The following is a 26,128-nucleotide window of genomic DNA, read 5'->3' on the forward strand; positions in this document are numbered from 1 at the left end:
TTTTTTTCACGCAGATTTAGCAGATTTTTTTAATCTATAAAATTCTTAATCTGTTGGCGATCTATAATAATCTAAAATCAACAATCTAAAATCTAAAATTTAAATAAAATGGCAGTAAATACAAAAATAGCTCTTGTTACAGGTGGTAGCAGAGGTTTAGGAAAAAACATGGCAATCGCAATTGCAAAAAAAGGAATCGATGTTATCATTACATACAACAGTAAAAAAGACGAAGCTGATGCTGTTGTAAAAGAAATCGAAGCATTAGGTCAAAAAGCAGCTTCATTACAATTAAACGTGGCTGATTCAGGTACTTTTGATGGTTTTTTCACCAATGTTTCAGAAGTTTTAAAAAGCACTTTTAAAACTGATAAATTCGATTTCCTTGTCAACAACGCAGGAATCGGAATTCACAATTCATTCATTGGAACAACAGAAGCTGAATTTGATCAATTGACTAATATTCAATTCAAAGGGCCTTTTTTCCTGACTCAAAAAGCATTGAATATCCTCAATGATGGTGGTGGAATCGTGAATATTTCAACTGGTTTGGCTCGTTTTTCATTTCCGGGTTATGCCGCTTACGCAGCTATGAAAGGTGCAATTGAAACTTTGACAAAATATCAGGCAAAAGAATTAGGCGCAAGAAAAATCAGAGTAAATGTTGTCGCTCCAGGCGCTATAGAAACTGATTTTGGCGGTGGTGTTGTTCGTGATAATGAGCAAATGAACCAACAAATAGCATCAGTAACGGCTTTAGGAAGAGTTGGTTTACCTGATGATATTGGCGGTGTTGTTGCCTTTTTATGTACCGAAGAAGCACGTTGGGTAAACGCTCAGCGTATTGAGGTTTCTGGCGGAATGATGCTTTAATTAATTATGAATTATGAATTATTAAATAAGTCATAGCCCTAAACCTAACAGGTTTTAAAAACCTGTTAGGTTTGTTACGTAATATAAAAACAAAACCCGACAAGATTAAAATCTGTCGGGTTTTTCATTTAGAAATATATTGAGTTAGTAAGTATTCGAGATTTAATCTTTTTCGACGATTACATCAAAACCACCATTTTTATCGAAAACAACATCATAAAATTTAGAGTTTTTTTGTATTCCCACTTCATAAGTGGTTTTGTTTTTGTCATCTACCACGACGGCAATTTCTTTGATGGATTTGGCCGGATAATTTTTCTTTAAATAAGCCTGAGCTTTTGGAGGAAGTTTACTAAGCGGAATTTGAGATTCAAATGCTTTTAAAACTCCCAAATTATCGTAAACTGCCAAGACTTCTGTAGTTGCATTTGTTTTGAATTTTGCTTCGTAACGAATTTCATCATCATCGTCACCAACATATTTCAGGTTCCATACCGGAACTTTACCGGGATATTCTTTTTGAAAAGTAAACAATACTTTTTCTGGCGGAGTAACCACTTTATCTGGAGAAACTCCATTTTGTCCTAGTAAAAAACTACTATATAAAAAGGTAATAATAAAGAAAAGGTTTTTCATCATTATGGTTTTAAATCAACAATCCTTAAAATAACGTATTAAAATTACTACTTTATTTTGAAGTAAATATGAAATTGAAAAAAAATGTTAAAAGAAAGAGTAACATTATCCTAAATAAGCCGTCTTATATGAAACCAAAACCACAAAACAATGAAATTTAGTTTTAAGAATTTCGAAAGTTCACCACAACTTTATGCCCGTATAGCCGGAATATTATATCTGGTTATTATTCTGATGGGAATTGGTGCTGAAGCTCTTGTTAGAAATAAACTTTTTGTTTCCGGAGATGCCAATGCGACTGCAAACAATATAATGCACGCTGACTTTTTATGGAAAATGGGAATTACAGCTGATCTGATCATGCATATTTGCGATTTGCCTGTAATGATCATTCTGTATTACCTTTTAAAACCGGTAAGTAAAAAACTGGCCTTGCTTAATTTATCTTTTAATTTGATACAAACTGCAGTTTTGGTACTCAATAAGTTAAATCTTTTAGCTGCATTATTCTTTTTGGGAGATGCAGAATATCTTAAATCTTTTACGCCGGATCAGTTGCATACACTGTCTTATCTTTCGATCAAACTGCACGACTTTGGTTTCGGCATTGGATTGATCTTTTTTGGTTTTGTATGTCTTCTTGAAGGATATTTAATTTTTAGATCAGTATACTTTCCTAAAACAATTGGCGTTTTAATGTCAGTTGCAGGAATATGTTATTTAACGAACAGTTTTGTATTAATACTTGCACCACAATTTTCTAGTATAGCCTTATTAATGCCATGTTTACTTGCCGAATTATCATTCAGCTTGTGGCTTATTTTTAAAGGAGTAAATCTATCGATCTGGAAACAAAAAGTAGCATAATCATTTTATAATAAAGCCCGAATAGAAATAAAAAAGCCCACAAGAAAAATCATTGCAGGCTTTCATTTTTGAAATAGTTGAATTAGTAAGCACTTATTTCGGGTTTTATTTTTTTAACCTATCAGATAATTCTCTTTTATAGGTAATCCCAACGGGTAATTTTTCGTTTTTTATCACAACAAAATCTTTGTCTGTTGCTTCAATTTTATCCAGCGCTACAATATATGATTTATGAATGCGCATGAAATTTTTCTCCGGTAAACATTTCTCTAATTCACTTGTCGTAATCGATGCCAGATAAGTTCTTTTTGTAGTATACAATTTCACATAATTACCAAAACTCTGCGCAAACAAAAGCTGATCTAATTCGATATCCATCAAATAACCATCAACTTTTACACTAACAGAATTTACGACTGTTTCTTCTGTTTTGGGTTTTACACTTTCGGTAGCAAAAAAACGATCAATTGCTTTTAAGAACCTTGGAAAATAAATAGGTTTCAAAAGATAATCAATTACACCGTAATCATAACTTTCGAGAGCAAATTCAGAATAAGCTGTTGTTAGAATTGTTTTGGGATGTGTTGGAAGAATCTTCAACAATTCCATTCCTGAAATCTCAGGCATATTAATATCCAAAAACATCAAATCTACAGGATTTTCACGAAGATAATCCATAGCTTCGATCCCATTATAACCCTGAAAAACCAACTCTAATTGTGGATTTTGTTTGATATAATTCGCTAACACATAATGTGCTGCCGGTTCATCATCGACAATTATACATTTTTTGGATTCTCTCATTCTACAAACTTTTTCAATTGTACTTTAAAATCTACAATATAAGTGTTCTTATCGTCCTGAATATCCAGTTTATAATTTTTTCCGTAAATCAAATTCAAACGTTCTATCGTATTTTTTAAACCAATTTTGGTAGAAACCACATCTGTTTTTTTTGTAGGAATTGAATTGACAACATGAAGATGCAATTGTCCTTCTTCGACAGTTATAAAAATCCTGACATAACATTTTTCAATCGCGCAGGTTCCGTGTTTAAAGGCATTTTCGATAAAAGCAATCAAGAGCATCGGCGAAATCTTATACGCATTTTCATTATCGATTTTAAAATCATATGTTATTTCGCATCGATATCCAACACGTTCTTTTTCGAGCTGGACATAACTGTTTATAAACTCCAGTTCATCCTCAAGAGAAACACATTTTTTGCTATTACTTTCTAACTGATAACGCATTAACTGCGATACTTTCATGATTAAATCCGGAGTTCTTTCGGGAAATTCAAGACTAATTCCGTAAAGCGTATTAAAGGTATTGAACAAAAAGTGAGGATTTAGTTGTCCTTTCAGCGAGTTCAATTGCATTTCATTAAACAATAAGGTTTCATTCGTTTTTTTCCTGTGAATCCTATAGAATTTAAACACAATAATCGGGCTTAAAATACAAACCAAAGTTCCTAAAACACTTGCCAGTTGATACGCATAACTCCGTTGATGGGAGTTTTGATAGAGATGACAATTGCTAAACATATCCAGCATGGTGATCTCGTATAAAACGACCGAAAAGACAAAGACGCCAAAAAGAGTTAAAATGATATAAGTTATAGGGCGTTGGGTTTTGAATAAGATGGGCAAAAGAAAGAAACGATTGAATTGTGCGTGCATGTATAAAACCAAGTAGAAAAAAACGCCCATTAATATGGAAGTAAACGAACTAAATAACATCCAGTCATTTTTTAACGTGTAAATCGTAAATGAAAAGGCAACAACGGCAACTTCCTGCCACCATTTGTTATCCAATATGTTATCAAATTTTTTATTCATTTTTAATACTTAAATAGTCTACAAAGTACGAACAAAAATTTAATTTATTTTTCCAAAAAATGACGAATTCAATTGGTCATTTATTATCGCAGTACATCATTTAAGATGACATATATCAGCTTAAGTCAAATAATTTTGTTCTATCAATTTCATACCACTAATTTTATGTACTTCAGAAAAATTACTTTATTAGTTTTCTTGATTTTTGCTTGTGGTAGTTATGCACAAACCTTGTCTTTAAAAGAAGCCATTAAAACAGGTTTAGAAAACTACGGTTCCATCAAAGCAAAAAGCAATTACACCAATGCTTCACGCGAGACGCTCAAACAATCCAAGCGTGATTATCTGCCCAATCTTAATTTATCGGCACAACAGGATTACGGAACAATCAACGGGCAAAACGGTGCTTTGTACGGTTTTAATGGTTTAGGAACAGCTTCTTCCGGACCTGCATTGCCGGATCAAAACTGGAATTCAGCTTTTGGTGCCTTGTATCTGGTCAACATGAACTGGGATTTTTTCACCTTCGGAAAAATTCAGGAAAAAATCAATTTGGCTAAAATCGATGTTCAGGCCAAGGAAAAAGATTTGAAACAGGAAGAATTTCAACAGGAAATTAAAATTGCTGCTGCTTATTTGAATCTGCTTGCCAGCCAAAGATTACTGATTTCGCAACAAAAGAATTTAAGCCGCGCCGAAATTTTCAAGAAAACTGCCGTAGCCCGCGTTAAAAACGGATTATTGGCAGGAGTCGATTCTACATTGGCTACAGCCGAAGTTTCGAAAGCAAAGATCTCTTTGAATCTGGCTAAAAACTTCGTCAAGGAACAAAACAATAAATTAGTTGATTTGATGGGCGTTGCGCCTCAGGATTTCGCGACAGATACTTTGTTTGTAAACGATATCCCGAAAGAGGTTCTTAGAAGAACGGCAACTTCAGACAGTTTGCATCCTTTATTACAATTCTATAAAACGAAAATTGATTACAGCAATCAACAAGTAAAATTATACAAGCGTTTTTATTATCCAACTATGAGCGCATTTGGTGTTTTGCAAACACGTGCCTCAGGTTTTAATAGCGACTATATTACAGATCAGAATTCATTCAACAGAAATTACTGGGATGGCGTAAATCCGGATCGTACCAATTATTTGGTCGGAATTGGAATTAGCTGGAATTTGACTACTCCGTTTAGAGCGAGCAAACAAGTAAGTGCTCAAAAGTATGTTTCGCAAGGTTTACAGGAAGAGTACAACCAGGCCGACAGAGAATTAAAATCGCAATTGAAACTAGCCGACGATAAAATACAAATTACACTTGACAACTTTGCCGAAGCGCCAATTCAGGTCGATGCAGCCAAGAAAGCGTATTTGCAAAAATCGACTTTATACAAAAACGGTTTGACTGATCTTACAGATATTACTCAAACTTTATACACGCTAAATCGCGCCGAAATCGACCGAGATATCGTCAACAATAATGTGTGGCAATCGTTTTTGCTTAAAGTAGCAGCGACAGGCAATTTTGACTTATTTATAAATGAATTTTAATTAGATCCTAATGAATTTAATACGTTTTGCACTCCGCAAACCCATCTCCATATTAGTATTGGTTGCGGGTCTATTTTTCTTCGGAATTGGTGCCATACAGGACATTAAGGTAGATATCCTGCCAAAAATGAACTTACCGGTTATCTATATTGCACATCCTTTTGGGGGTTATACGCCAGACCAGATGGAAGCTTATTTTGCTAAGACTTATGTCAACATTTTACCTTTTGCCAATGGTGTAAAATCAGTAGAAACCAAAAATATTCAGGGGTTAATGATCATGAAATTAACTTATTATGAAAACACGAATATGGCTCAGGCTGCAGCCGAATTGAGTTCACTTTCGAACAGGATTCAGGCGGCGTTTCCTCCGGGAACCCAGCCTCCGTTTATCATTCGTTTTGATGCTTCATCTCTGCCAATTGGACAATTGGTTTTGAGCAGTAAAATACGATCCAATAACGAATTACAGGATTTAGCCAACGTTTATGTTCGTGCTTCGTTTACTTCGATTCCGGGTTTATTATCGCCGGCACCCTTTGGCGGAAGCCCAAGAACTATCGAGGTCAACGTAGATCCTGATTTATTGCGTTCGCACAATATGACGCCGGATCAGGTGGTTGAAGCGATACGTATCAACAACCAGACGGCTCCGTCAGGAAACGTGAGAATGGGCGATGTAAACTATATTACACCAACCAATAATACGATCAAAGAAGTTAAGGATTTCGAAAACATTCCGTTGTTTAAAGGAAGCGTTCAAAACTTAAAATTAGGTGATGTTGCCACTGTAAAAGATGGTGCCGATATTACGCAAGGTTATGCGTTGGTAAACGGAAAACGTTCAGTTTATATTAGTATTGCAAAGGCCGGAGATGCTTCGACCTGGGATGTGGTTCAGAAATTAAAAGCTGAATTGCCTAAAATTCAAAGTACATTACCGGAAGATGTAAAATTATCATACGAATTTGACCAGTCGGTTTATGTAATCAATTCGGTAAAAAGTTTGATTACAGAAGGAATTATTGGTGCGGTTTTAACCGGATTAATGGTATTGCTTTTCCTTGGTGATAAACGTGCGGCTTTAATTGTAATCTTAACGATTCCTATTTCGATTATCTCAGGGGTTTTATTCCTGAAATTATTCGGGCAAACGATCAACTTAATGTCTTTAAGCGGATTAGCATTGGCAATTGGAATTTTGGTGGATGAAAGTACGGTAACTATCGAAAATATTCACCAGCATCTCGACATGGGCAAACCCAAGGCGCTGGCTATTTGGGATGCCTGTCAGGAAATTGCCTTGCCTAAATTATTGATCTTACTTTGTATTTTGGCGGTATTTGCTCCGGCATTTACCATGGTTGGTATTCCGGGAGCGTTGTTCTTGCCTTTGGCTTTAGCAATTGGATTCTCGATGGTAATTTCGTTTTTACTGTCTCAGACTTTTGTTCCTGTAATGGCAAACTGGCTAATGAAAGCACATCCAAAACACGAACATGGACCTAATATTACTGATGATGAAGCAGAGTTTAACGATTGCGGATTAACACCGGAATCTGAAAAAGATCTGATCACGCAGAAAAAAGCCATGGTCGCAAAAGAAGATATCGACAATGACGGAAAAATTGGTGCTTTCGAGCGTTTTAGAATCCGTTTTATGAGAACGCTGGATCGATTATTCCCTTATAAAAAAGCAACAGCAATAATATATCTGGTTGGAATTACGCTATTGGCGGTTGTCTTTATCAATTTCATTGGAAAAGATGTTTTCCCGAAAGTAAATTCAAGTCAGTTTCAGTTAAGAATGCGCGCTCCCGACGGAACCCGTTTAGAACGTACCGAAGAAAAAGCAATCATTGTTTTGAAAGAATTGCAAAAAATGGTGGGTAAAGAGCATATCGGAATCTCGTCTGTATATGTAGGTCAGCACCCTTCGCTATTCTCGATTAACCCTATTTATTTGTTCATGGCAGGTTCGCATGAAGCAGTATTTCAGGTAAGTTTAAAAGAGTATCATACGGATATGGACAACTTTAAGGACGACTTTAGAGCCCGAATAAAAAAAGTGCTTCCGGATGTAAAACTTTCTTTTGAGCCAATCGAATTAACAGATAAAGTTTTGAGTCAGGGTTCCCCTACTCCTATCGAAGTTCGTATTGCCGGAAAAGACAAAAAACGAAATGAATTATACGCTACTCAAATTGTAGAAAAACTGAAAAAGATTGCTTATTTCAGAGACGTACAAATTGGTCAGCCTATTCATTATCCTGCAATGAATATTGATATTGACAGAACTCGTGCTGCCGAATTGGGCGTAGATATGAATGATATTTCGAGATCGCTTGTAGCCTCGACCTCATCATCACGATATACTGAGAAAAATACCTGGGTCGATGAAAGAGCCGGATTATCATACAACGTTCAGGTTCAGGTTCCGTTGAATCAAATGAAGAGTAAAACTGATATTGGAGAAATTCCGGTATTGAAAAATTCGCTTCGTCCTGTTTTAAGTGACGTTGCCAAAATTACACCCGGATTTGTAAGTGGTGAAAATGACAATTTAGGGGCTATGCCATACATTACCGTTACAGCCAACATTAGCCAGACCGATTTAGGTACGGCAGTAAAAGATGTGGATGCAACTATCAGTTCGTTGGGAGAATTACCTAGGGGGTTATTCATTACTCCAATCGGAATGAGTAAAGTATTGGTAGAAACATTAAGCAGTTTACAAGTAGGATTATTGGTTGCCATATTTGTAATCTTCTTAATGTTAGCCGCTAATTTCCAGTCGTTCAAAGTTTCGTTAGTAATTCTAACCACAGTTCCTGCGGTAGTTTTAGGAGCCTTATTAATGCTTACTATTACCGGTTCTACGCTAAACTTACAATCGTATATGGGAATCATTATGTCGGTTGGGGTTTCGATCGCGAATGCCGTTTTATTGGTTACGAATGCAGAACAGTTGCGTAAAAAGAACGGAAACGCGTTAGAATCGGCTCGTGAAGCTGCGGCTTTAAGGCTTCGTCCTATTATCATGACATCAGTTGCGATGATTGCTGGAATGTTACCAATGGCAATTGGTCATGGCGAAGGTGGCGATCAGGTATCTCCGTTAGGTAGAGCTGTAATTGGCGGATTATTATTTTCGACTTTTGCAGTATTGCTTATCTTGCCATTGATTTTTGCCTGGGCACAAGAAAAAACAACAACACAATCTGTTTCTTTAGATCCTGAAGACGAAGAAAGCATCCATTATATCTCATCATTAAATCCGAAAAATGAAAAATAAAATACAATTTAGCGCGCTGTTTTTTGCAGCACTATTTTTCCTTAACAGTTGTAATTCTAAGAAAGAAGAAACTGTTACTGCCGAAATTGAACCTAAAACAGAAACATTTTCTTTAGAAAAAGAAAAGCTAACTACAGAATTGCGTTTGCCAGCCGAATTAACCGGTTTTCAACAAGTAGATTTGTACGCAAAAGTAAGCAGTTTTGTAAAATTGCTAAAAGTAGATATTGGTACCAAAGTAAAGAAAGGACAGCTTTTGATCGTTCTTGAAGCTCCGGAAATCAGTTCTCAACTGGCTGCAGCCGAATCAAGACTAAAATCGATGGAAGCTATTTATGCCACTACCAAAAGTACTTACAACCGTTTGTACGAAACGAGCAAAGTCGAAGGAACGATTTCTAAAAACGATTTAGAAATGGCCAACGGAAAGAAAAACTCAGATTACGCACAATATCAGGCCGCAGTTGCCGCTCACAAAGAAGTGTCGATTATGAGAGGTTATCTTGAAATCCGTGCTCCTTTTGATGGTGTTGTAGCGGCAAGAAACGTCAATTTAGGAACGTTTGTTGGTCCGGCAGGAAAAGGATCTGATTTACCTTTATTGACGATTCAGCAACAGGATAAATTACGTTTGGCAGTTTCTGTTCCTGAGCTTTATACAGGATATTTACACAATGGTGACGAAATGAGTTTTAATGTAAAATCATTACCGGAAACTTTCAAAGCTACCATTACAAGAATGTCAGGAGCTTTAGATCTAAAACTAAGATCTGAAAGAGTCGAAATGGACGTACACAATACGAAGAAAAACTTATTACCGGGAATGGTTGCCGAAGTACTTCTGCCGCTTAACGCAAAAGACAGCACATTTGTAGTTCCAAAATCGGCATTGGTGAGTTCTGCCGAAGGTTTGTATGTGATCAAAGTAATCAACCACAAAGCAACGAGAGTTGATGTAAAAAAAGGAAGAGAAATCGACGATAAAATCGAAATATTCGGAGATTTGAACCCGAAAGATAAACTGGTAAAAATTGCCAGCGAAGAAACTAAAGAAGGCGATATCATAAACGAATAACCTGCGTTTAGCTTTCTTATAGTAGTTTACCAAAAACTGTACGCTTAATGCGGCATTTTAAAATCTAATTTTAAAATGTGGATTACAATTTACCTCTTGGGCAGCACTCTGATAAAGTGCTGCCTTTTTTTATGTTTAATTGTTTCGCAGAGATTCGCAAAGATGGCGCAGAAATTCGCTGAGTTTTTTTAATCTCGCAATCCCGATAGCTATCGGGAGCTAAGGCGCAAAGTTTTGTAATTAACTATTACGCGTATTGTTGTCATTTCGACGCAGGAGAAATCCTCGCGAGAAACTCGACAAAGATTGACGATTTTGCATGCGTATGATGGATTAAAATCCATCCCTACAATATAATCCGTTCCTCTGAAACTCTTTATAAAATTACGTAGGAATGATTTATTTTGTAGCAAAGTACCGAGACTTCGGAATTAATACCTTGAAACGCAAGGTAACCCCAATATTGTCATTTCGACGCAGGAGAAATCCTTGCAAGAAACTCGACAAAGATTGACGATTTTGTATGCGTTGAATGGATTGAAATCCATCCCTACAATATGATCCGTTCCTCCGGAACTCTTTATAAAATTGCGTAGGAATAATTTATTTTGTAGCAAGGTCCCGAGGCTTCGGGATTAATCCCTTTAATCGCAAAGTAACCCCAATTTTGTCATTTCGACGCAGGAGAAATCTTCGCAAGTAGCTCGACAAAGATTGACGATTTTGCATGCGGAGTTATTTGCGAGGATTTCCCGTTCCTCTAAATGACAGGCTTTGTGGTTATGTTCTTTTAAACCTTTTAATTAAATGAAAGCTTTTAGAATTTTTTAGGAGCTATTCCCTGCTATCATTCTAATCTTTTTTATCCGCCGAGGCGGGACAAAAAAGAATTCCCCCTTCTATCAGGACCTAGTTTTAATTGTAATAAATTCAGCACTTTTAACTTAGAAATTATACCCAATTCTTAAGTGTAAATCAACAGCAACTTCTCCCTTTTCATTATTTATTTTTTCTAAAAAGTACCTGTAACCAAGACCAAAACCAGTTTCATAATGAAAATGATTTCCTAAGTTTCTACGAATACTCCATTTTGGAATAATAGAAATGTTTGTTATTGCATCAACATCACTATTTGAAATGACAAATAAATCAGGTTGATATTTTAAGTTTAATGCAATAAAATTGGCACTGTTGTTTGATGTTGTTTTGTTATTACGCACCCTTTTTTCAATATTGTAATAATATCTGGGCTCTAACGTAATTACCGGGACAAGTACAGTACCAATTTTGGTACCTGATGCTCCTGCAAAAAAGCCTGCATCAAGACCTAGTTCACTTTTTAATGATAAGTTAGAAATTAGTCTGGTTTCATTATTGACCCAAAAACCTAAAAAACCGGTCTCTGCTCCAAAAATCGATTTTTGTAATGTTACTTTATTTTGCGATATACTCTTTATCCCAAATGTTAATACGACTAAAAGAGTTATTATTTTTGATACTTTCATTGTTTACATTATTAATAAATTTCTATTCCTATTTTAAATCCGGCACTTTCAATATTGTGGTAATTCATCGTTCGATTATCCTGCTTGATAAAAGTTTTATATAAATTTTGATGAGAATAGCATAATTCAAAATCCGCAAGTATTTTTTTTGCAATCACAAATCGATATCCAACACCTATGCGTAATAAAACACCAAATTTTTCTACATGTCCCAAATGTCCTCCAAAATCAAGAGAAGTTAAAAGGCTTTCTTTTGTGTCGTTTAAAACCCATTTAATTCCGCCAGTAATTGGGATATAATCAATTTTTGGCTGGTTGATAGATTCATAACCACTACTTGCCGTAAAAGCAAAACATTTAGAGATGTAATAGTTTAGGTGTACGCTTGTTCCTAATATTTTTGATTTCGTGCTAGTCTCAGATATTTCATCATGTTCTGATGGTATTTTAAAATCATATGGAAAAAGGATTAGCGCTGATGCAGCAACGCTAAATCCCTTATTTTTAAATTCTTTTTCCTGAGAATACACTATTATAGGAATTAAAAATAGAATATTAAAAAACCATTTTAAAGCCATGCCATGTTCCGTTTTTGTTTACCATTCCATATATATTTATTCCTGTTACTTTAGGATTTTTAAAATCAAATTTTAAGTCATTAAAACCAGTTTTAACATTAAGATCGCCACCATTTCCAGCTCCAAAAGTGTACGTTATTTTTGGACTAACTACTGCCCAATCGAAAGTTTTTTGCCTGTCAGAACAATTAGTACAACTTGTTCCTAAATTATAATATTGTACAATAGTCTGACCTCTTTGATTTATAATCACTCCAATTTCGTTCATTGGTTTATTCAATGATTTCATTATTTTTTCAGCCTGCCCATATATTGATCCATAGAATAATTTTCGAATTTGGTATTCTGTGAGATCTTTACCTATATAGTCGGCGGCAACTTCAATTATCATGTCAAGTTTTTTGAATGGTAAATTTGGTATTGGTTTATTTGTTCCGGCATATATTGCATTATTATAGCTGTTTAAGCTTGTATAGAGCTTGCCAGTGTCGGTTACATAATAATTGGCTATCATACTGTTGCTGTTATTACTAAAAATCTTTGAATTATCAAAAAACCAGGTTACACTATTTACTCCAAGAGCAACTTCATTTGTGTTTTCTTCCCTCCAAATTCCAGTCCAGCCTCGAAATTGATTTTTTACTTTAACTCCAATAGAATATGCTAAAAATAGGTTTACATTATAATATTTTAATTTTACTCGACGTTTACTTTCGTAATTTGTTGTGCAGACTTTAGTTTTTCCGAAAAGATTTGCTAGCCAGGGACTCTTTGGATTGCATACTTCAAGATTATCTACAACATTGTTGAAAATAGGGCTAATAGAAGCCGTAAGAGATTCGTTTGAAATCGGTTTTGGTAAAGCGCTGGAATTATTTTCTGTTACTTTATCATCTACAAATGAAGTTATATTAGCTGTAACCTGTTTTAAACCACCATTAGGATTAAATTTCGGATAGCCATACACATTCATTTCTCCAATTTCGCTTAGTGATTTAATTTGATAGATTTGCATGAAATGATAAAGTTCATATATTTTTTCTTTATTACAAAATAAGACTCCTTGATCTGTATATTTATAGATTATATCGTCAACTTGTATTTCTGCATCTTCGTTTAGAAGACTTAGGAATAACTCATCACCTATTATGTCCTCTGCTATATCGTAGTGGTCTATAATTGCCTCATCTAGTAATATCCCGTCTGCTATTTGAGAAGCATTTTTAGAATTTATAGATTTATTAATCAATTGCTGTTGTCTAATTTTCGCAAAGTGCTTTTGGACTTCTTTAACTTCTGTTTCATCATTAACGATAGGTTTTAAAGAGTAAAAGTTGTTTTTGTAGAATCTTTCTTCTAACATAGAGGCGATTGCATCATTACTTTCTTTTTTTGATGTATTGTAAAATTCTAAGAAAGCGGTTTTGTTAGCAAAAGATAGTCTTCCGTTCTCAATGTTAATTTTATCAATCAAAGCTATTCTTTCATTTGATTCATTCATTTGATCTTTTTCACATGATAAACAGCAAGTTAGTATCAAAAATAATACTATAAATAATTTTTTATTCTTCATAATTATAAATTTTTGGTTAGTTAATATTTTCAAAATTAAAACAGTAACCACTAATAATTTATAAGTTTTACTTTATAATTATAGCAATAAAAAATAAGTTATTTCTTATTTTTACAAATAAAAAAAATGATTGGAGAAAAAATAAGGAAAATTAGAATTATTAAAGGATATTCTCAGGAATATATTGCTGATTTATTAGAAATATCGCAATCTGCTTACTCTGATATTGAACGAGGTAAAACAAAAATTAATTTAGTAAGGTTGAAGAAAGTAGCCTTAATTTTTGAACTTGAGGTGAATTATATTATGGATTTTAATGACAATCAATTCTTAAGAAAGTCAATTCAAACTAGTTCAAAACAGATTGATAATGAAAAAGAAATGATTGTAGAGCTTTTTAATAAGGAGCGTGAATTGTATAGAGAACAGATAATTAATTTAAAAAATGAAATTGCTTATTTAAGAAGTAAATTAGATGAAAAAATACCATAACCCTTCTGGCGCAATCGTCTCTCTCGTGAACACAAAGAATGGCAAATAATCTAAAGAAAAAAAACTCGAGTTTAAAATCGAGGTTTGTCCATTATTTAATAATTCGAAAAGAAAACTCTACTCCAAATCCAAATAAGGATTCAACACTCCGCTCTGCGAAGTGTTCTCATGACAAGCTACGCAAATGTCTCTGACTTTGCGCTTTTTTATTGTTTCTTAGAAATTGTAAACCTGATAAAAGTCTCCTGAATTTTTACGATTAGTTCTTATATTAAATTGATTTATTACAATAAGAAAACTATTCTAAGATAATTAGTTTTAAAGTCAGAGACTTTATGACATTTCTATTTTTCAGTTATATTTTTTTGAAATGGCGCAAAGTCAGAGACATTTGCGCAGCGGGGATAAAATATAATAAAAAACTAATCCACATCCAGATGAGGATTCAAAACCACAGCTAATTCAATCAGCAATTAAAATCTCTCTTTCAAATTGTCTATTTCGTTTTGAAGAGTTTCATGTTCTCGCTTAATTATTATAAACGAATAAAACATAATCAAAAATTAATATATTTGGAAAAACTGTTTTAAGAACCAAATTACATGAATAAAACCTTTAAGAAAATATTTCTCTTAATTATTATCCTATCATTTTCCTCCTGTAAAAAAAGTGAATTTGAAAATCAACTTATGAATCCAGATAAACAATGGTGTTATATAAGTGATAATAAATATAATCCAAAATCAATAATTACTTTTTACATGAAATTTTATCCAAATGGTGATTTCGAAAATAGACATCTTTTAGATAATACAAAACATATATATATATATATATATATATATATATATATATATATTGATGGACAAGTAAAAGATTGTTACTGGAAATATTCAAAAAATGATAGTATTCTGGAATTATGCGAATTGAAATATAAGATTTTAAATTACGAAAAAGATACAATTCATCTTTTAGCATTAAAAGATAATTTTAAATGTCTGTTCATAAATTATAATCCAAAACAAAAAAAATAGCGTTTTACGCGCTATATAACTATTTAATTTTAAAAAAAAGCAAGACCAAAATTGATCTTGCATTTTTTGTAACATGATAAATGTAAAAAGAAATTACACTGTCTGACGCTCGTGTTTTCCTTCTTTAATTTCTTCTACCATTTTTTTATTAAAAGCGGGCAAATCATTCGGGTTTCGGCTGGTAACCAATCCGTTGTCTACAACTACTTCTGAGTCTTCCCATTGTGCTCCGGCATTTATTAAATCGTTTTTAACAGAGAAGAACGAAGTTACTTTTCGACCTTTTAAAACATCTGCATCTACCAGAATTTGAGGACCATGACAAATAGCCGCTACTGGTTTTTTACTTTCAAAAAAGGAACGTACAAAATTTACTGCAGCCTCTTCTCTTCTTAATAAATCAGGGTTTATAACTCCTCCCGGAAGTACCAAAGCATCGTAATCTGCTTCATTTGCCTGATCTAATACTACATCAACATTATATTCCTTGCTCCAATTTCCGTCTTTCCAGGATTTGATAGTTCCAGATTTCAAACTGATGATATCTGCATTCCAACCTTGCTCTTCTAAATAGGCTTTAGGCGATGATAATTCTGATTCTTCAAAACCGTTTGTGGCTAATATGGCTATATTCTTTTTCATAATTTTAATTTTTAAAACGTTATTAATTTTGATTTAGTTAAAATTAGTAATTCCATTACAGCCAGCGAAAACAGACGATGTTAAACCTTTCTTTAAAAAAAGTTAATTAACTGAAATTCAAATTATTATTAAAAATTAAATCGAAATTATATAAAAATAATGTCAATTTGGTTTACTATTTTATAGGATGAAAGTTTAGAAAATAATGAAATTACTTAGTATAAAATGAAAGCGGTTTTTTCTTTTAAAAAATAAAATCTTCTTATGGAACAACTGACTAGCCCTGATGGGAGGGAAAATCCTTTTTCTTGCTCCTTTAGCAAGAAAAAGATTTGGAAGGACAGCAGGAATAGCTCCTAAAAAAACTTAAATTCCAAATTTTAAAATTCCAAATTCCAAAAGGATTTATTTGAGTTTTGTTTTCATAAGCCTTCGACTACGCTCAGGATGACAATTGGGATAAAAAACTAAATTATAGAAGACTTACTCTTTTTGAATTTTTGGGACTATCAGGATTATTATGGGTCATAATTAAGTTGTTCTTTTCCTACAAGATTCAATTTTAACAGCGATTGCGATAATTAATTGCTATTTTTGATTTTCTCTTAAAAATACAATTCGTCAGGTAATTTCAACTTTAGTTTATTTTTTAAATCCTGATTTATACAAAAACCAATTATAACAATATTAGATTATGAATGTTCTACTCATTGAGGATGATAAACGCATTAGCGAATTTATTATAAAAGGTTTAGAAGAAAATAATTTTACGGTGCATCTGGCTGAAACGGGCGAGATTGCACGGGATCTTCTTCAGCACGATACCTGGGATATTATCCTGATGGATATTATGTTACCGGGAATCGACGGAATTCAGCTGACGAAAATGATGCGTTTCAAGAAAATTCATACTCCAATATTAATGCTCAGCGCGCTCAGCGATACTGATGATAAAGTCAATGCGCTGGATTCCGGTGCCGATGATTATTTGGTTAAACCGTTTCATTTTAAGGAATTGATTTCGAGGGTAAATGCTTTGACGCGCAGAACTAAATTTAATTATGATAAAGTAGAAACTTTATACACCTTGGGAAGTTTAACCATAAACCCTGAAGAACATAAGGTTACAGAAAATGATGTTTTGATTGATTTATCTCCGCGTGAATACAAATTGCTTTTATTTTTACTGGAAAACAGAAACAAGGTAATGTCAAGAACTCAGATTTTAAACGCAGTCTGGGGCATTAATTATGATAATAACACGAATGTTGTAGATGTTTATATTTCTTATTTAAGAAACAAAATCGAGCAAAATCATAAATTCATCCATACCATAAAAGGAACCGGATATATGCTTAAAGAATAGTCATGAAAATTCGCAACAGGTTTACCTTAATATCTTCTTTTACGTTTAGCGTTGTCTTTGTCATTGCTTCTATTATTACGTATTTGTCTTTTTACAGTTATTCGGAAAAAATCATTTTTAATGAACTTCAGAAAACGTGTTTGCTAACTGGGATTTTTTATCTGGAAAAAGATGAATTACCGGAGAATCAGCATTTGATTATTGGACAGCAATTCAGGGAAAATTCACTTGAGATTATTTCGCGTGTTTATAACAACAAAAATGAGATCGTATACGGCGATAAAACAGTCGACCAAAATATAAATGCAGAACGGCTGGATTACATTCGTAAGAATCGAAAATTGAATTTTAAATCGAATCATCATTTTTATTTCGGAAGTTTTTATCATGATAATCAGGGTGATTTTGTGGTTTTTGTCAAGAAAAACGATCAGGAATTTAAAACCATTACCAACAGATTATTAATCATTATGATTTTGGTTTTAATAAGCGGATTAATCACGATATATATTGTGAGCCGTTTGCTTTCGAATCTGGCGTATAGTCCCATAAAAAATATTATCAATCAGGTAAATGAAATCGAAGCATCGTCGCTCGATCGCCATATTGTTTCGCCAAACACCAAAGATGATATTCAGGAACTGATCGAGACGTATAATAATTTGTTTAAGCGACTATCGGATACTTTTATCATTCAGAAAAACTTTATCAATTATGTTTCGCATGAATTCAAAACACCTTTAACGGCAATTTCCGGAAACCTTGAAGTATTTGCTCAAAAAGACAGAACTAGTGTAGAATACAAAGAAATGTCTGAAAAAGTATTAGAAAACGTGTATCAGATCGAAGATACGATGAACACGCTGATGATGCTTTCGGGATTGAGAAACAATACAGAACTCAATGAAATTTTCAGGGTCGATGAATTGGTTTGGGACATCAACGATCAATTGCCGGATGTGTATGAATTAAAAAGTTCTCAGATACAAATTGCTATTGAAATTGTCAATGACAAACTGCTTTCGATAAAAGGAAACAGTAATGAAATTAAGATTGCTTTGTATAATATTATAGAAAATGCCGTAAAATACTCTAACGGAAATCCTATCAAAATAAGTTTGCTGCAACAGGATGATCAGCTTAAAATTGTAATTGAAGATCACGGAACCGGAATTAGCGAAGAGGATTTAAAATTCATCAAACAAACCTTTTACAGGGGCAAAAATGTCAATGATATAAAAGGCAGCGGCGTTGGGCTTTCGTTGGCCAATATTATATTCAAACAAAATAATATTCACTTTACCATTACATCCAAAAAAGATGTTGGAACGACGGTAACCTTATTATTTCCGCCACTCTAATCGTTTTCTAATGTAACTCTAACTCCTTTCTAACACACATCAAATTAAGGTTTAATATGCTGTAGATAGCTTTGCAACATATTAAAAACAAACTTAATTTGAAACGTATACTCTTAACTCTACTCGTTATTGTATCGCACAAAAGTGTGGCACAAACTGCTGCAATAAACGATACAATTGTTCTTTCCCGAACACAGGCCGAGGCTTTGTTTCTGGATAAGAATATTGCTCTTCTTTCTGAAAAACTAAACATTGACATTGCCGATGCGCAGGTGATTCAGGCTAAATTATGGCCGAATCCTACGCTGACGATTGGCGAGCTTAACCTTTGGCACAATGCTACAGCGCAGGAAGTTCCGCCGTTATGGGGCAATTTTGGTAAAACTACTCAGGTTACGGCAGAACTGGAACAACTCGTACAAACAGCCGGAAAACGTAAAAAGCTTATCGCGATGGAAAAAGTGAGCGCTGATATTGCTAAAGAATACTTTAAAACTTTTTTGCGTAATCTAAAAATCGAATTTAGAGGTAATCTTACTGAACTTCAATATACTCAGGCTCAGGAAGCGGTTTACAAAAAACAGCTTTCGTCGATGCAAACCATGCTAAAAGGATATGGCAATCAGGTCGCTCAGGGAAATATTGGCCGTGGCGAATACATTCGACTAAAAGCATCTGAACTGCAGTTCTTAAAAGAAATCAGTGATTTAAAGAAAGAAAACAATTCACTACAAAAAGAATTGAAGGTTTTAATGAATCTGCCTGCTACAAGCTACATCAAACTTACAGATGAGGGTTTTGTTCCTGACAATAAAAATATCGAAAATATCAACTTAGGCAATCTTATGGCTTCGGCAATAGAAAATCGTCCTGATATTAAAGTCATTAAGTTAGGAAATGATTACAACGATAATAAGTACAAATACGAAAAAGCAATGCGAACGCCAGATGTTACACTGGGCATTAGCTACGATCGTGGTGCCAGTACGATGAACGATTTCGTGGGACTTGGTTTTGCTTTGGATCTTCCGTTTTTTAATAGAAATCAAGGGAATATAAAAGCGGCTAAAATAGCAATCGAACAAGGTAAATTATTGACCGAAGAGAAAACGATTAGCGTACAATCTGAGGTTTTACAAGCTTATGAAGATTTAGTAGTAACTAAAAAATTATATGAAAGTGTCGAGGCTAATTATGAATCAGATTTAGATAAACTTCTCGAAAGCTACCGCAAAAACTTCATGCAGCGCAACACCAGTATGTTAGAATATCTTGATTTTGTTGATGCCTACTTAGACAACAAATCGATCCTGCTGAATTCTAAAAAAGACCTGAACAAAAACCTTGAAGAATTGCGTTACATCGCGGGTCAGGAAATCAATTAAAATCTAATTATCTAAAAATAATAACAAACATAATGAAGAAACTTATTTTACTCCCGATACTTGGGTTAATGCTCGTTTACGGATGTGGCAAAAAAGAAGAAATCAAAGATACAAAAGAGGAAAAATTTTGTATCGACAAAGACTTAAAAGAAAAAATCACGATCGAACCGGTACAAAAACGTTCGGTTAGTGAATCGATAAACCTTACCGGAAATATAACGTATGATGCTGATCACGTAGTGCAGTTTAATAGCCTTGTAGAAGGGATTATTACCAAAACTACTTTTTCATTGGGTGATTATGTCAAAAAAGGACAAATTCTGGCCGAGATAAAAAGTACAGAACTCAACAGTATGCAATCTGAAAGTAAATCGTTTCAATCGCAAATAGCGGTAGCACAACGTAATTTACAATCGACCAAATCGATGTTTGAAGACGGAATCGCTTCTCAGAAAGATTTAATGCAGGCACAAAGCGAACTGGATGTTTTAAAATCTTCTTTAGAAAATGTAAAAGCCAATCTCGCTATGTTTAGCGCCAGCAGCGAAAGATCTGTTTTTTTGATAAAAGCACCAACTGAGGGTTATATAGTAGCTAAAAACATAAGCCCGGGAATGCAGATTACAGATGGCAGCGAGCCACTTTTTACTATTTCTGATCTCAAAGAAATCTGGGTTTTGGTCAATGTATACACCAGTAATTTAAAAAATGTAAGTGAAAATATGTTGGTCGATGTTACGACACCGGCATATCCGGATGAAATTTTTAAAGGAAAAATAAAAATGATGGCAAAAGTTTTTGATGCTGATGAACATGTTCTGAAAGCCAGAATTGTAATGGAAAACAAAAACTTAAAACTAAAACCGGGAATGACTGCCGATATCATTATCGATAAAAGTAAAGGCGGAGAAATGTTAGTTGCTGTTCCTGCAAAAGCAGTGATTTTTGATAACAATCGCGATCATATCCTGATTTATAAAAACGATTGTACGATAGAAACCAGAGAAGTGAATCCGATTATAAAAAACAACAACTGGATTTATTTTGATAAAGGAGTTAATGAAGGTGAAATGGTGATTACTAAAAATCAACTGTTAATTCACGAACGATTAAAAAACTAATTATTCCTAAAAACGGATAAACACCATACAAAATATGAAAAAATTTGTACAAGGACTGGTCGCTTTCTCGCTAAAAAACTCCCTTATAGTTTTTTTCCTGACAGCAGTACTACTAGTCGCCGGAATAGTCAGCTATATCCATACCCCCATCGAAGCTTTCCCTGATGTAACCAATACAAGGGCAAGAATCATTACGCAATGGCCCGGAAGAAGTGCCGAAGAAGTAGAGAAATTCATCACACTTCCGATTTCGAAACAAATGAACACGATTCCTAAAAAAGCCGAAGTACGTTCTATTTCGCTTTTCGGATTATCGGTTGTAACGGTATTATTTGATGATGATGTCGAAGATTTTTACGCACAGCAATATGCCTCAAATCGCCTTAACGGATTAGATCTTCCGGAAGGTGCAGATGTTGATATTGAACCGCCATCCGGAGCAACGGGTGAGATATTCAGGTATATCATCAAAAGTGATTTACCTATTAAAGAAATCAAAGCCATTCAGGATTGGGTAATCGAAAGAGAACTAATTGCTGTTCCCGGAGTTGCCGATGTGGTGAGTTTTGGTGGTGAAGAAAAAATCTTCGAAATCAAAATTAATCCAACCGAATTAGAAAACTACAACTTATCTGCACTTGATGTTTACGAAGCTGTTTCTAAAAGTAATGTAAATGTTGGCGGAGACGTGATTCAGCGTGGTGATCAGGCTTATGTGGTACGCGGAGTTGGTTTGATCAATAAAGTCGAAGATATTGGTAATATTTTAATCGAAACCAAAGGATCATCGCCCATATTAGTAAAACACGTTGCCGAAGTTTCAATATCTGCCAAACCAAGATTAGGTCAGGTAGGTTTAGATGGCGATGATGATGTGGTAGAAGGAATCGTGATTATGTTACGCGGAGAAAATCCGGGTGAAGTAATCAAGAGATTGAAAGATCGTTTGGCAGAACTTAATGAAAGAGTGCTGCCAGATAATGTAAAAATAGTTCCGTTTATAGATCGTACCAAATTGGTCGACACAACAGTACATACCGTGACCAAGAATCTTATCGAAGGGATTTTACTGGTATCGCTAATCGTGTTTATTTTCCTTTACAACTGGAGAACCTCATTGATTGTGGCTTCTGTGATTCCGCTTTCGTTTTTGTTTGCCATTATTATGTTGAGAATTCAGGGATTACCTGCGAACTTAATTTCTATGGGAGCGCTTGATTTTGGATTACTCCTCGAAGGAACATTGGTTATTGTCGAACAAGTCTTTGTGTCGCTCGAAAAGAAAGCGCATAAAGTGGGAATGGAACGCTTTAACAATATGAGCAAAATGGGACTTATCAAGAAAAGTGTGGGCAGCGTAGCCACGTACATTTTCTTTGCACTGATCATTTTAATCGTTGCGCTGATGCCTATTTTCTCTTTCACGAAAGTGGAAGGAAAAATGTTCTCTCCCCTAGCCTTCACACTAAGTTACGCGCTATTAGGATCGTTGATTTTATCCCTTACTTATGTTCCTGCAATGTGTAAAGTCATGCTGACAAAAAATATTGTAGAGAAAGAAAATATGATCTCGCGTTTCTTTAGAGAAAACCTTTTTAAACTTTTTAAATGGAGTACCAAACATCGCAAAGCAACAATATATGCTTTCCTTGCTTTATTGGCAGTTTGTTGTGCGAAGTTCGCTTTTTATGGTTCAGAATTTATTCCTAAACTGAATGAAGGAGCTATTTATGTAAGAGCTACTTTGCCTAACAGTATCAATCTGGACGAAGCGGTAAGACTTACCAAAGAAATGAAAACGAAAATAAGGAAATTCGAAGAAGTAATATTTGTCCTGACACAAACCGGGAGACCAAATGACGGAACAGATCCAACCGGATTTTTTAATATCGAATTGCATATCGAATTAAAACATCAGGACGAATGGAAACGCGATATAAGCAAAGAACAATTAATCGCCGAGATCAAAAAAGAACTCGATGTATATCCCGGAATTGGTTTTGGATTTAGCCAGCCTATTCAGGATAATGTTGAGGAATATGTTGCCGGAGTAAAAAGTCCGCTGGTGATTAAGATATTCGGAAATGATCTTTTTCAACTCGAAGCCATGGCTGCAAAAGTCGCCAAATCGATCAAAGATGTAAAAGGAATCGAAGATATTAATGTCTACAAAAACATTGGTTTACCCGAATTAAGGATTCAGCTTCACGACGAAAAAATGGCGCGTTATGCCATAACAACCGCCGATGCGCAAGCGGTAATAAGAATGACCATTGGAGGTCAGGCCGCAACCAAGTTTTATGATGATGAAAAGATCTTTGATATCACCTTACGTTTTGAAAAAGAATATCGGGACTCAAAAGAAAAAATCGAAGACATTCTGATTCCAACTATGAATGGTAAAAAAGTACCGCTGAAAGAAATCGCAACCGTAGAATATAAAACAGGCCCAACATTCATCTATCGCGAGGGAAACAGTCGCTACATAGCAGTAGGATTCAGCATCGAGGGACGAGATTTAGGAAGTACTATTGACGAAGCACAGAAAAAAGTTGCCGCAGAAGTAAAACTTCCTAAAGAAAATGTAATGAAATGGGCAGGAGAATTCGAAAGCAAAGAAAGAGCTTCGAGACAATTAGCAATGATTGTTCCCGTTGTATTGATCTTGATTTTATGTCTGCTGTATTTCAATTTTGGTAATTTCAAAGATACAATGGTCGCTGTGAGTGCCATGCCTTACGCCTTTATTGGTGGTTTCTTATCGCTTTGGGCAACAGGAACCGTATTCGGGATATCGGCCGGAATCGGATTTATTATTCTCTTTGGAGTCAGCGCCATCGACAGTATTGTCCTCATCGGAATCATTAAGGAAAATATGAGGGCGGGAATGCATTTAAAAGATGCCATATCCAACGGAATTTACGCCAGAATTCGTCCTATTGTGATGATTGCCCTAATGGGGTCGCTTGGATTATTACCTGCAGCATTGTCTACAGGAATGGGTTCTGAAGTTCAGAAACCATTGGCCATCATGATTGTGGGCGGATTAATAACCTGTATGATTTTATCCTTGACGGTTTTACCACAAGTGTTTTATCTGGTCTATCGTAAAAAAGATCTGAGTAACACAGAATCATAATTTATCTTACTATATTTATTTTTAAAACACCTTTAGACGTAATGTTTAAAGGTGTTTTTTATTATAACATACAATTGGATATATCTTGTATAGATTAAATATTGGTAAAAAAATAGTTGTCATACTAAAATCGTCATTACGTTAAACTTTTTCTAACGCAATCTTGTCAGGCTGAGCGAAGTCGAAGCCCATAAGTAACTCGACAAAGAAAATTTTACCGCAAAGTTCACAAAGAATTACGCAAAGTTCGCAAAGTTTTGTGAATTACGCTTTGCTCTAAGATCGCAAGGAGATTGTGTTTGAAGAATGACTTAATGAAAGCGAAACACTGTCTATTGGCTTTTATTTGATTATCACTAAATTATAAAAACAACAAATAGCTAAGAATAAACATCTACCTTTAAAAAAAATACAAATGAACAAAGGCGGGCCAATTATTATAATTGAAGATGATCTCGACGATCAGGAAATTTTAACTGATATCTTTATAGAACTTGATTATAAAAATGAAATTATCTTTTTTTCCGAAGGCGAAAAAGCATTAGAATACTTAACCTCTACACAAGTTGAGCCTTTTATTATTTTTTCTGACATCAATATGCCAAAATTAAATGGCATGGAATTGCGGGAAAAAATTCATCAAAACGAAGATTTAAGACTCAAATCAATCCCCTACTTGTTCTTTTCTACAAGTGCAGAACAAAAACATGTTGTCGATGCTTATTCAAAATCTATTCAGGGATTTTTTGTTAAGCCATCTGACTATAACGAAATTAGAGAAATGATTAAAACAATTGTAAGTTACTGGGAAACTTGTGTTTCTCCCAACTATGTAAAGTAAATAATTGAACTTATTAAATTTTAAAAACACCTCTGGACATAATCTTTAGAGGTGTTTTTTTGTTTAGGAGCAAATAAATTTCATTCAACCAGAACTTTAGTCCCGCTGTACACTATATCTTTTTCTGTCCGCCGCGGCGGACAGAAAAAGGATACCGCTCCCATCGGGGCTATTCTAGAAATTTAGTACTTCAATCACTTTTCAGCATTACCTTAAGCACCCTATTTACTATAAAAAAAGATTAAATTCTACATTTTATTTTGAATATATGTAGTTGACTACGTATATTTGCACACAGATTATTTTTTATAAATACATAAGTAAATTAAAATGAGCGATAACACCAGTCAAACCTATACACAAAATACAATTATAGTTGAGAAAGTCGATAATCAAGAACAAATAGAAACCGCATTTTCAATAAGAAGACAAGTATTTGTAGAAGAACAAAATGTATCGCAGGAACGCGAATCGATGGATGATGAAGAAGCCGTACACTACTTGGCAACCGTAAATGGATTACCAGCCGGAGCAGCGCGATACCGAAAAATGGAAAAAGGAGCAAAAATCGAAAGAATTGCTGTCCTGAATACCTTTAGAGGGCAACGAATTGGTGAAGCGATTCTATTGAAAATTTTAGACGATTTAAAAAACGAAGCCAAAATTTATCTTTATGCTCAGGTAATTGCCACCCCGTTCTACATCAAAAACGGATTCAGACAAACGGATAATTATTTCCTCGATGCCGGAATTGAGCACGTCGAAATGGATTTTATAAAATAAAATTATTGCAAATCAAATCCGTTTTTATCTGCGTTTTTACGAAGTAAATCTGTTCTATACGCGTCAAAATTAGACGCTGATTTTACTGATTCGCTAAAGCGAAAACGCTGATAAAAACGGATTTTTCTAATTACTTTCTTAATTAAACTATCTAATAATTTTATAGATTT

The 26,128-nt window shown here is 34.4% G+C and carries 20 protein-coding genes; 13 read left to right on the forward strand and 7 right to left on the reverse strand.

Translation table 11 applies throughout. The features are described from left to right. Positions 1-108: 108 nt before the first annotated feature. Positions 109-873, forward strand: coding sequence for an SDR family oxidoreductase (locus LNP81_RS22050; RefSeq protein WP_230039436.1), 765 nt, complete (start codon positions 109-111; stop codon positions 871-873). 162 nt (positions 874-1,035) lie between these two features. On the opposite strand, the gene LNP81_RS22055 is transcribed toward LNP81_RS22050, so the two are convergent. Continuing rightward, positions 1,036-1,509, reverse strand: a complete 474-nt coding sequence (locus tag LNP81_RS22055; RefSeq protein ID WP_230039437.1) for a hypothetical protein — start codon at positions 1,507-1,509, stop codon at positions 1,036-1,038. A gap of 150 nt (positions 1,510-1,659) precedes the next feature. Between LNP81_RS22055 and LNP81_RS22060 the strand changes: the two genes are divergently transcribed. Further along, the gene (locus tag LNP81_RS22060) at positions 1,660-2,376 is read left to right on the forward strand and encodes a DUF4386 domain-containing protein (protein ID WP_230039438.1); all 717 of its coding nucleotides are present in this window, start codon (positions 1,660-1,662) and stop codon (positions 2,374-2,376) included. Between the two features lie 105 nt (positions 2,377-2,481). On the opposite strand, the gene LNP81_RS22065 is transcribed toward LNP81_RS22060, so the two are convergent. Continuing rightward, positions 2,482-3,180: a LytR/AlgR family response regulator transcription factor gene (locus LNP81_RS22065; protein ID WP_230039439.1), complete on the reverse strand. Its 699-nt coding sequence runs from the start codon at positions 3,178-3,180 to the stop codon at positions 2,482-2,484. Then, on the reverse strand, positions 3,177-4,217 hold the full coding sequence (locus LNP81_RS22070; protein ID WP_230039440.1) for a sensor histidine kinase: 1,041 nt from the start codon (positions 4,215-4,217) through the stop codon (positions 3,177-3,179). The genes LNP81_RS22065 and LNP81_RS22070 overlap by 4 nt, the downstream gene beginning before the upstream one ends. 165 nt (positions 4,218-4,382) lie before the next feature. Here LNP81_RS22070 and LNP81_RS22075 point away from each other — a divergent pair, with 165 nt between their 5' ends. Genes LNP81_RS22075 through LNP81_RS22085 form a run of 3 tightly spaced genes read left to right on the forward strand, consistent with a single transcriptional unit; the run spans position 4,383 to position 10,138 of the window. After that, positions 4,383-5,768 (forward strand): TolC family protein, encoded by a 1,386-nt coding sequence (locus LNP81_RS22075; RefSeq protein WP_230039441.1) that lies wholly within the window; start codon positions 4,383-4,385, stop codon positions 5,766-5,768. 10 nt (positions 5,769-5,778) lie between these two features. Beyond that, the gene (locus LNP81_RS22080; RefSeq protein ID WP_230039442.1) at positions 5,779-9,063 is read left to right on the forward strand and encodes an efflux RND transporter permease subunit; all 3,285 of its coding nucleotides are present in this window, start codon (positions 5,779-5,781) and stop codon (positions 9,061-9,063) included. Further along, on the forward strand, positions 9,053-10,138 hold the full coding sequence (locus LNP81_RS22085; protein WP_230039443.1) for an efflux RND transporter periplasmic adaptor subunit: 1,086 nt from the start codon (positions 9,053-9,055) through the stop codon (positions 10,136-10,138). The genes LNP81_RS22080 and LNP81_RS22085 overlap by 11 nt, the downstream gene beginning before the upstream one ends. A 944-nt stretch (positions 10,139-11,082) precedes the next feature. Here LNP81_RS22085 and LNP81_RS22090 read toward each other — a convergent pair. Genes LNP81_RS22090 through LNP81_RS22100 form a run of 3 tightly spaced genes read right to left on the reverse strand, consistent with a single transcriptional unit; the run spans position 11,083 to position 13,794 of the window. Next, entirely contained in the window at positions 11,083-11,643 is a 561-nt protein-coding gene (locus LNP81_RS22090; protein ID WP_230039444.1) for a hypothetical protein, read from the reverse strand. Positions 11,644-11,654: 11 nt separating this feature from the next. Beyond that, a complete protein-coding gene (locus LNP81_RS22095; protein WP_230039445.1) occupies positions 11,655-12,221 on the reverse strand; it encodes a hypothetical protein in 567 nt (188 codons plus the stop codon). Next, positions 12,199-13,794, reverse strand: coding sequence for a hypothetical protein (locus tag LNP81_RS22100; protein ID WP_230039446.1), 1,596 nt, complete (start codon positions 13,792-13,794; stop codon positions 12,199-12,201). The genes LNP81_RS22095 and LNP81_RS22100 overlap by 23 nt, the downstream gene beginning before the upstream one ends. Positions 13,795-13,920: 126 nt before the next feature. On the opposite strand from LNP81_RS22100, the gene LNP81_RS22105 reads away from it, so the two are divergent. Next, positions 13,921-14,286, forward strand: coding sequence for a helix-turn-helix domain-containing protein (locus tag LNP81_RS22105; RefSeq protein ID WP_230039447.1), 366 nt, complete (start codon positions 13,921-13,923; stop codon positions 14,284-14,286). 1,127 nt (positions 14,287-15,413) lie between these two features. Here the strand turns inward: LNP81_RS22105 and LNP81_RS22110 are convergent. Beyond that, positions 15,414-15,962: a type 1 glutamine amidotransferase domain-containing protein gene (locus LNP81_RS22110; RefSeq protein WP_065449057.1), complete on the reverse strand. Its 549-nt coding sequence runs from the start codon at positions 15,960-15,962 to the stop codon at positions 15,414-15,416. A gap of 694 nt (positions 15,963-16,656) precedes the next feature. On the opposite strand from LNP81_RS22110, the gene LNP81_RS22115 reads away from it, so the two are divergent. The 7 genes from LNP81_RS22115 to LNP81_RS22145 all read left to right on the forward strand — a co-directional run bounded on the left by LNP81_RS22115 (position 16,657) and on the right by LNP81_RS22145 (position 25,958). After that, positions 16,657-17,328, forward strand: a complete 672-nt coding sequence (locus LNP81_RS22115; RefSeq protein ID WP_230039448.1) for a response regulator transcription factor — start codon at positions 16,657-16,659, stop codon at positions 17,326-17,328. Positions 17,329-17,330: 2 nt separating this feature from the next. Further along, on the forward strand, positions 17,331-18,689 hold the full coding sequence (locus tag LNP81_RS22120) for a sensor histidine kinase (protein ID WP_230039449.1): 1,359 nt from the start codon (positions 17,331-17,333) through the stop codon (positions 18,687-18,689). 98 nt (positions 18,690-18,787) lie between these two features. Then, on the forward strand, positions 18,788-20,074 hold the full coding sequence (locus LNP81_RS22125; RefSeq protein WP_230039450.1) for a TolC family protein: 1,287 nt from the start codon (positions 18,788-18,790) through the stop codon (positions 20,072-20,074). A gap of 32 nt (positions 20,075-20,106) precedes the next feature. Further along, complete coding sequence (locus LNP81_RS22130; RefSeq protein WP_230039451.1) at positions 20,107-21,195, forward strand: efflux RND transporter periplasmic adaptor subunit; 1,089 nt, start codon at positions 20,107-20,109, stop codon at positions 21,193-21,195. A gap of 34 nt (positions 21,196-21,229) precedes the next feature. Continuing rightward, the gene (locus LNP81_RS22135) at positions 21,230-24,334 is read left to right on the forward strand and encodes an efflux RND transporter permease subunit (protein ID WP_230039452.1); all 3,105 of its coding nucleotides are present in this window, start codon (positions 21,230-21,232) and stop codon (positions 24,332-24,334) included. A gap of 415 nt (positions 24,335-24,749) precedes the next feature. After that, entirely contained in the window at positions 24,750-25,175 is a 426-nt protein-coding gene (locus LNP81_RS22140) for a response regulator (protein ID WP_230039453.1), read from the forward strand. Between the two features lie 330 nt (positions 25,176-25,505). Continuing rightward, positions 25,506-25,958 carry a GNAT family N-acetyltransferase gene (locus LNP81_RS22145; RefSeq protein WP_230039454.1) on the forward strand — a complete coding sequence of 151 codons (453 nt, stop codon included), beginning with the start codon at positions 25,506-25,508 and terminating at the stop codon, positions 25,956-25,958. The last annotated feature ends 170 nt before the right edge of the window (positions 25,959-26,128 follow it).

The organism is Flavobacterium piscisymbiosum, from assembly GCF_020905295.1.
GTDB classification, from domain to species: domain Bacteria; phylum Bacteroidota; class Bacteroidia; order Flavobacteriales; family Flavobacteriaceae; genus Flavobacterium; species Flavobacterium piscisymbiosum.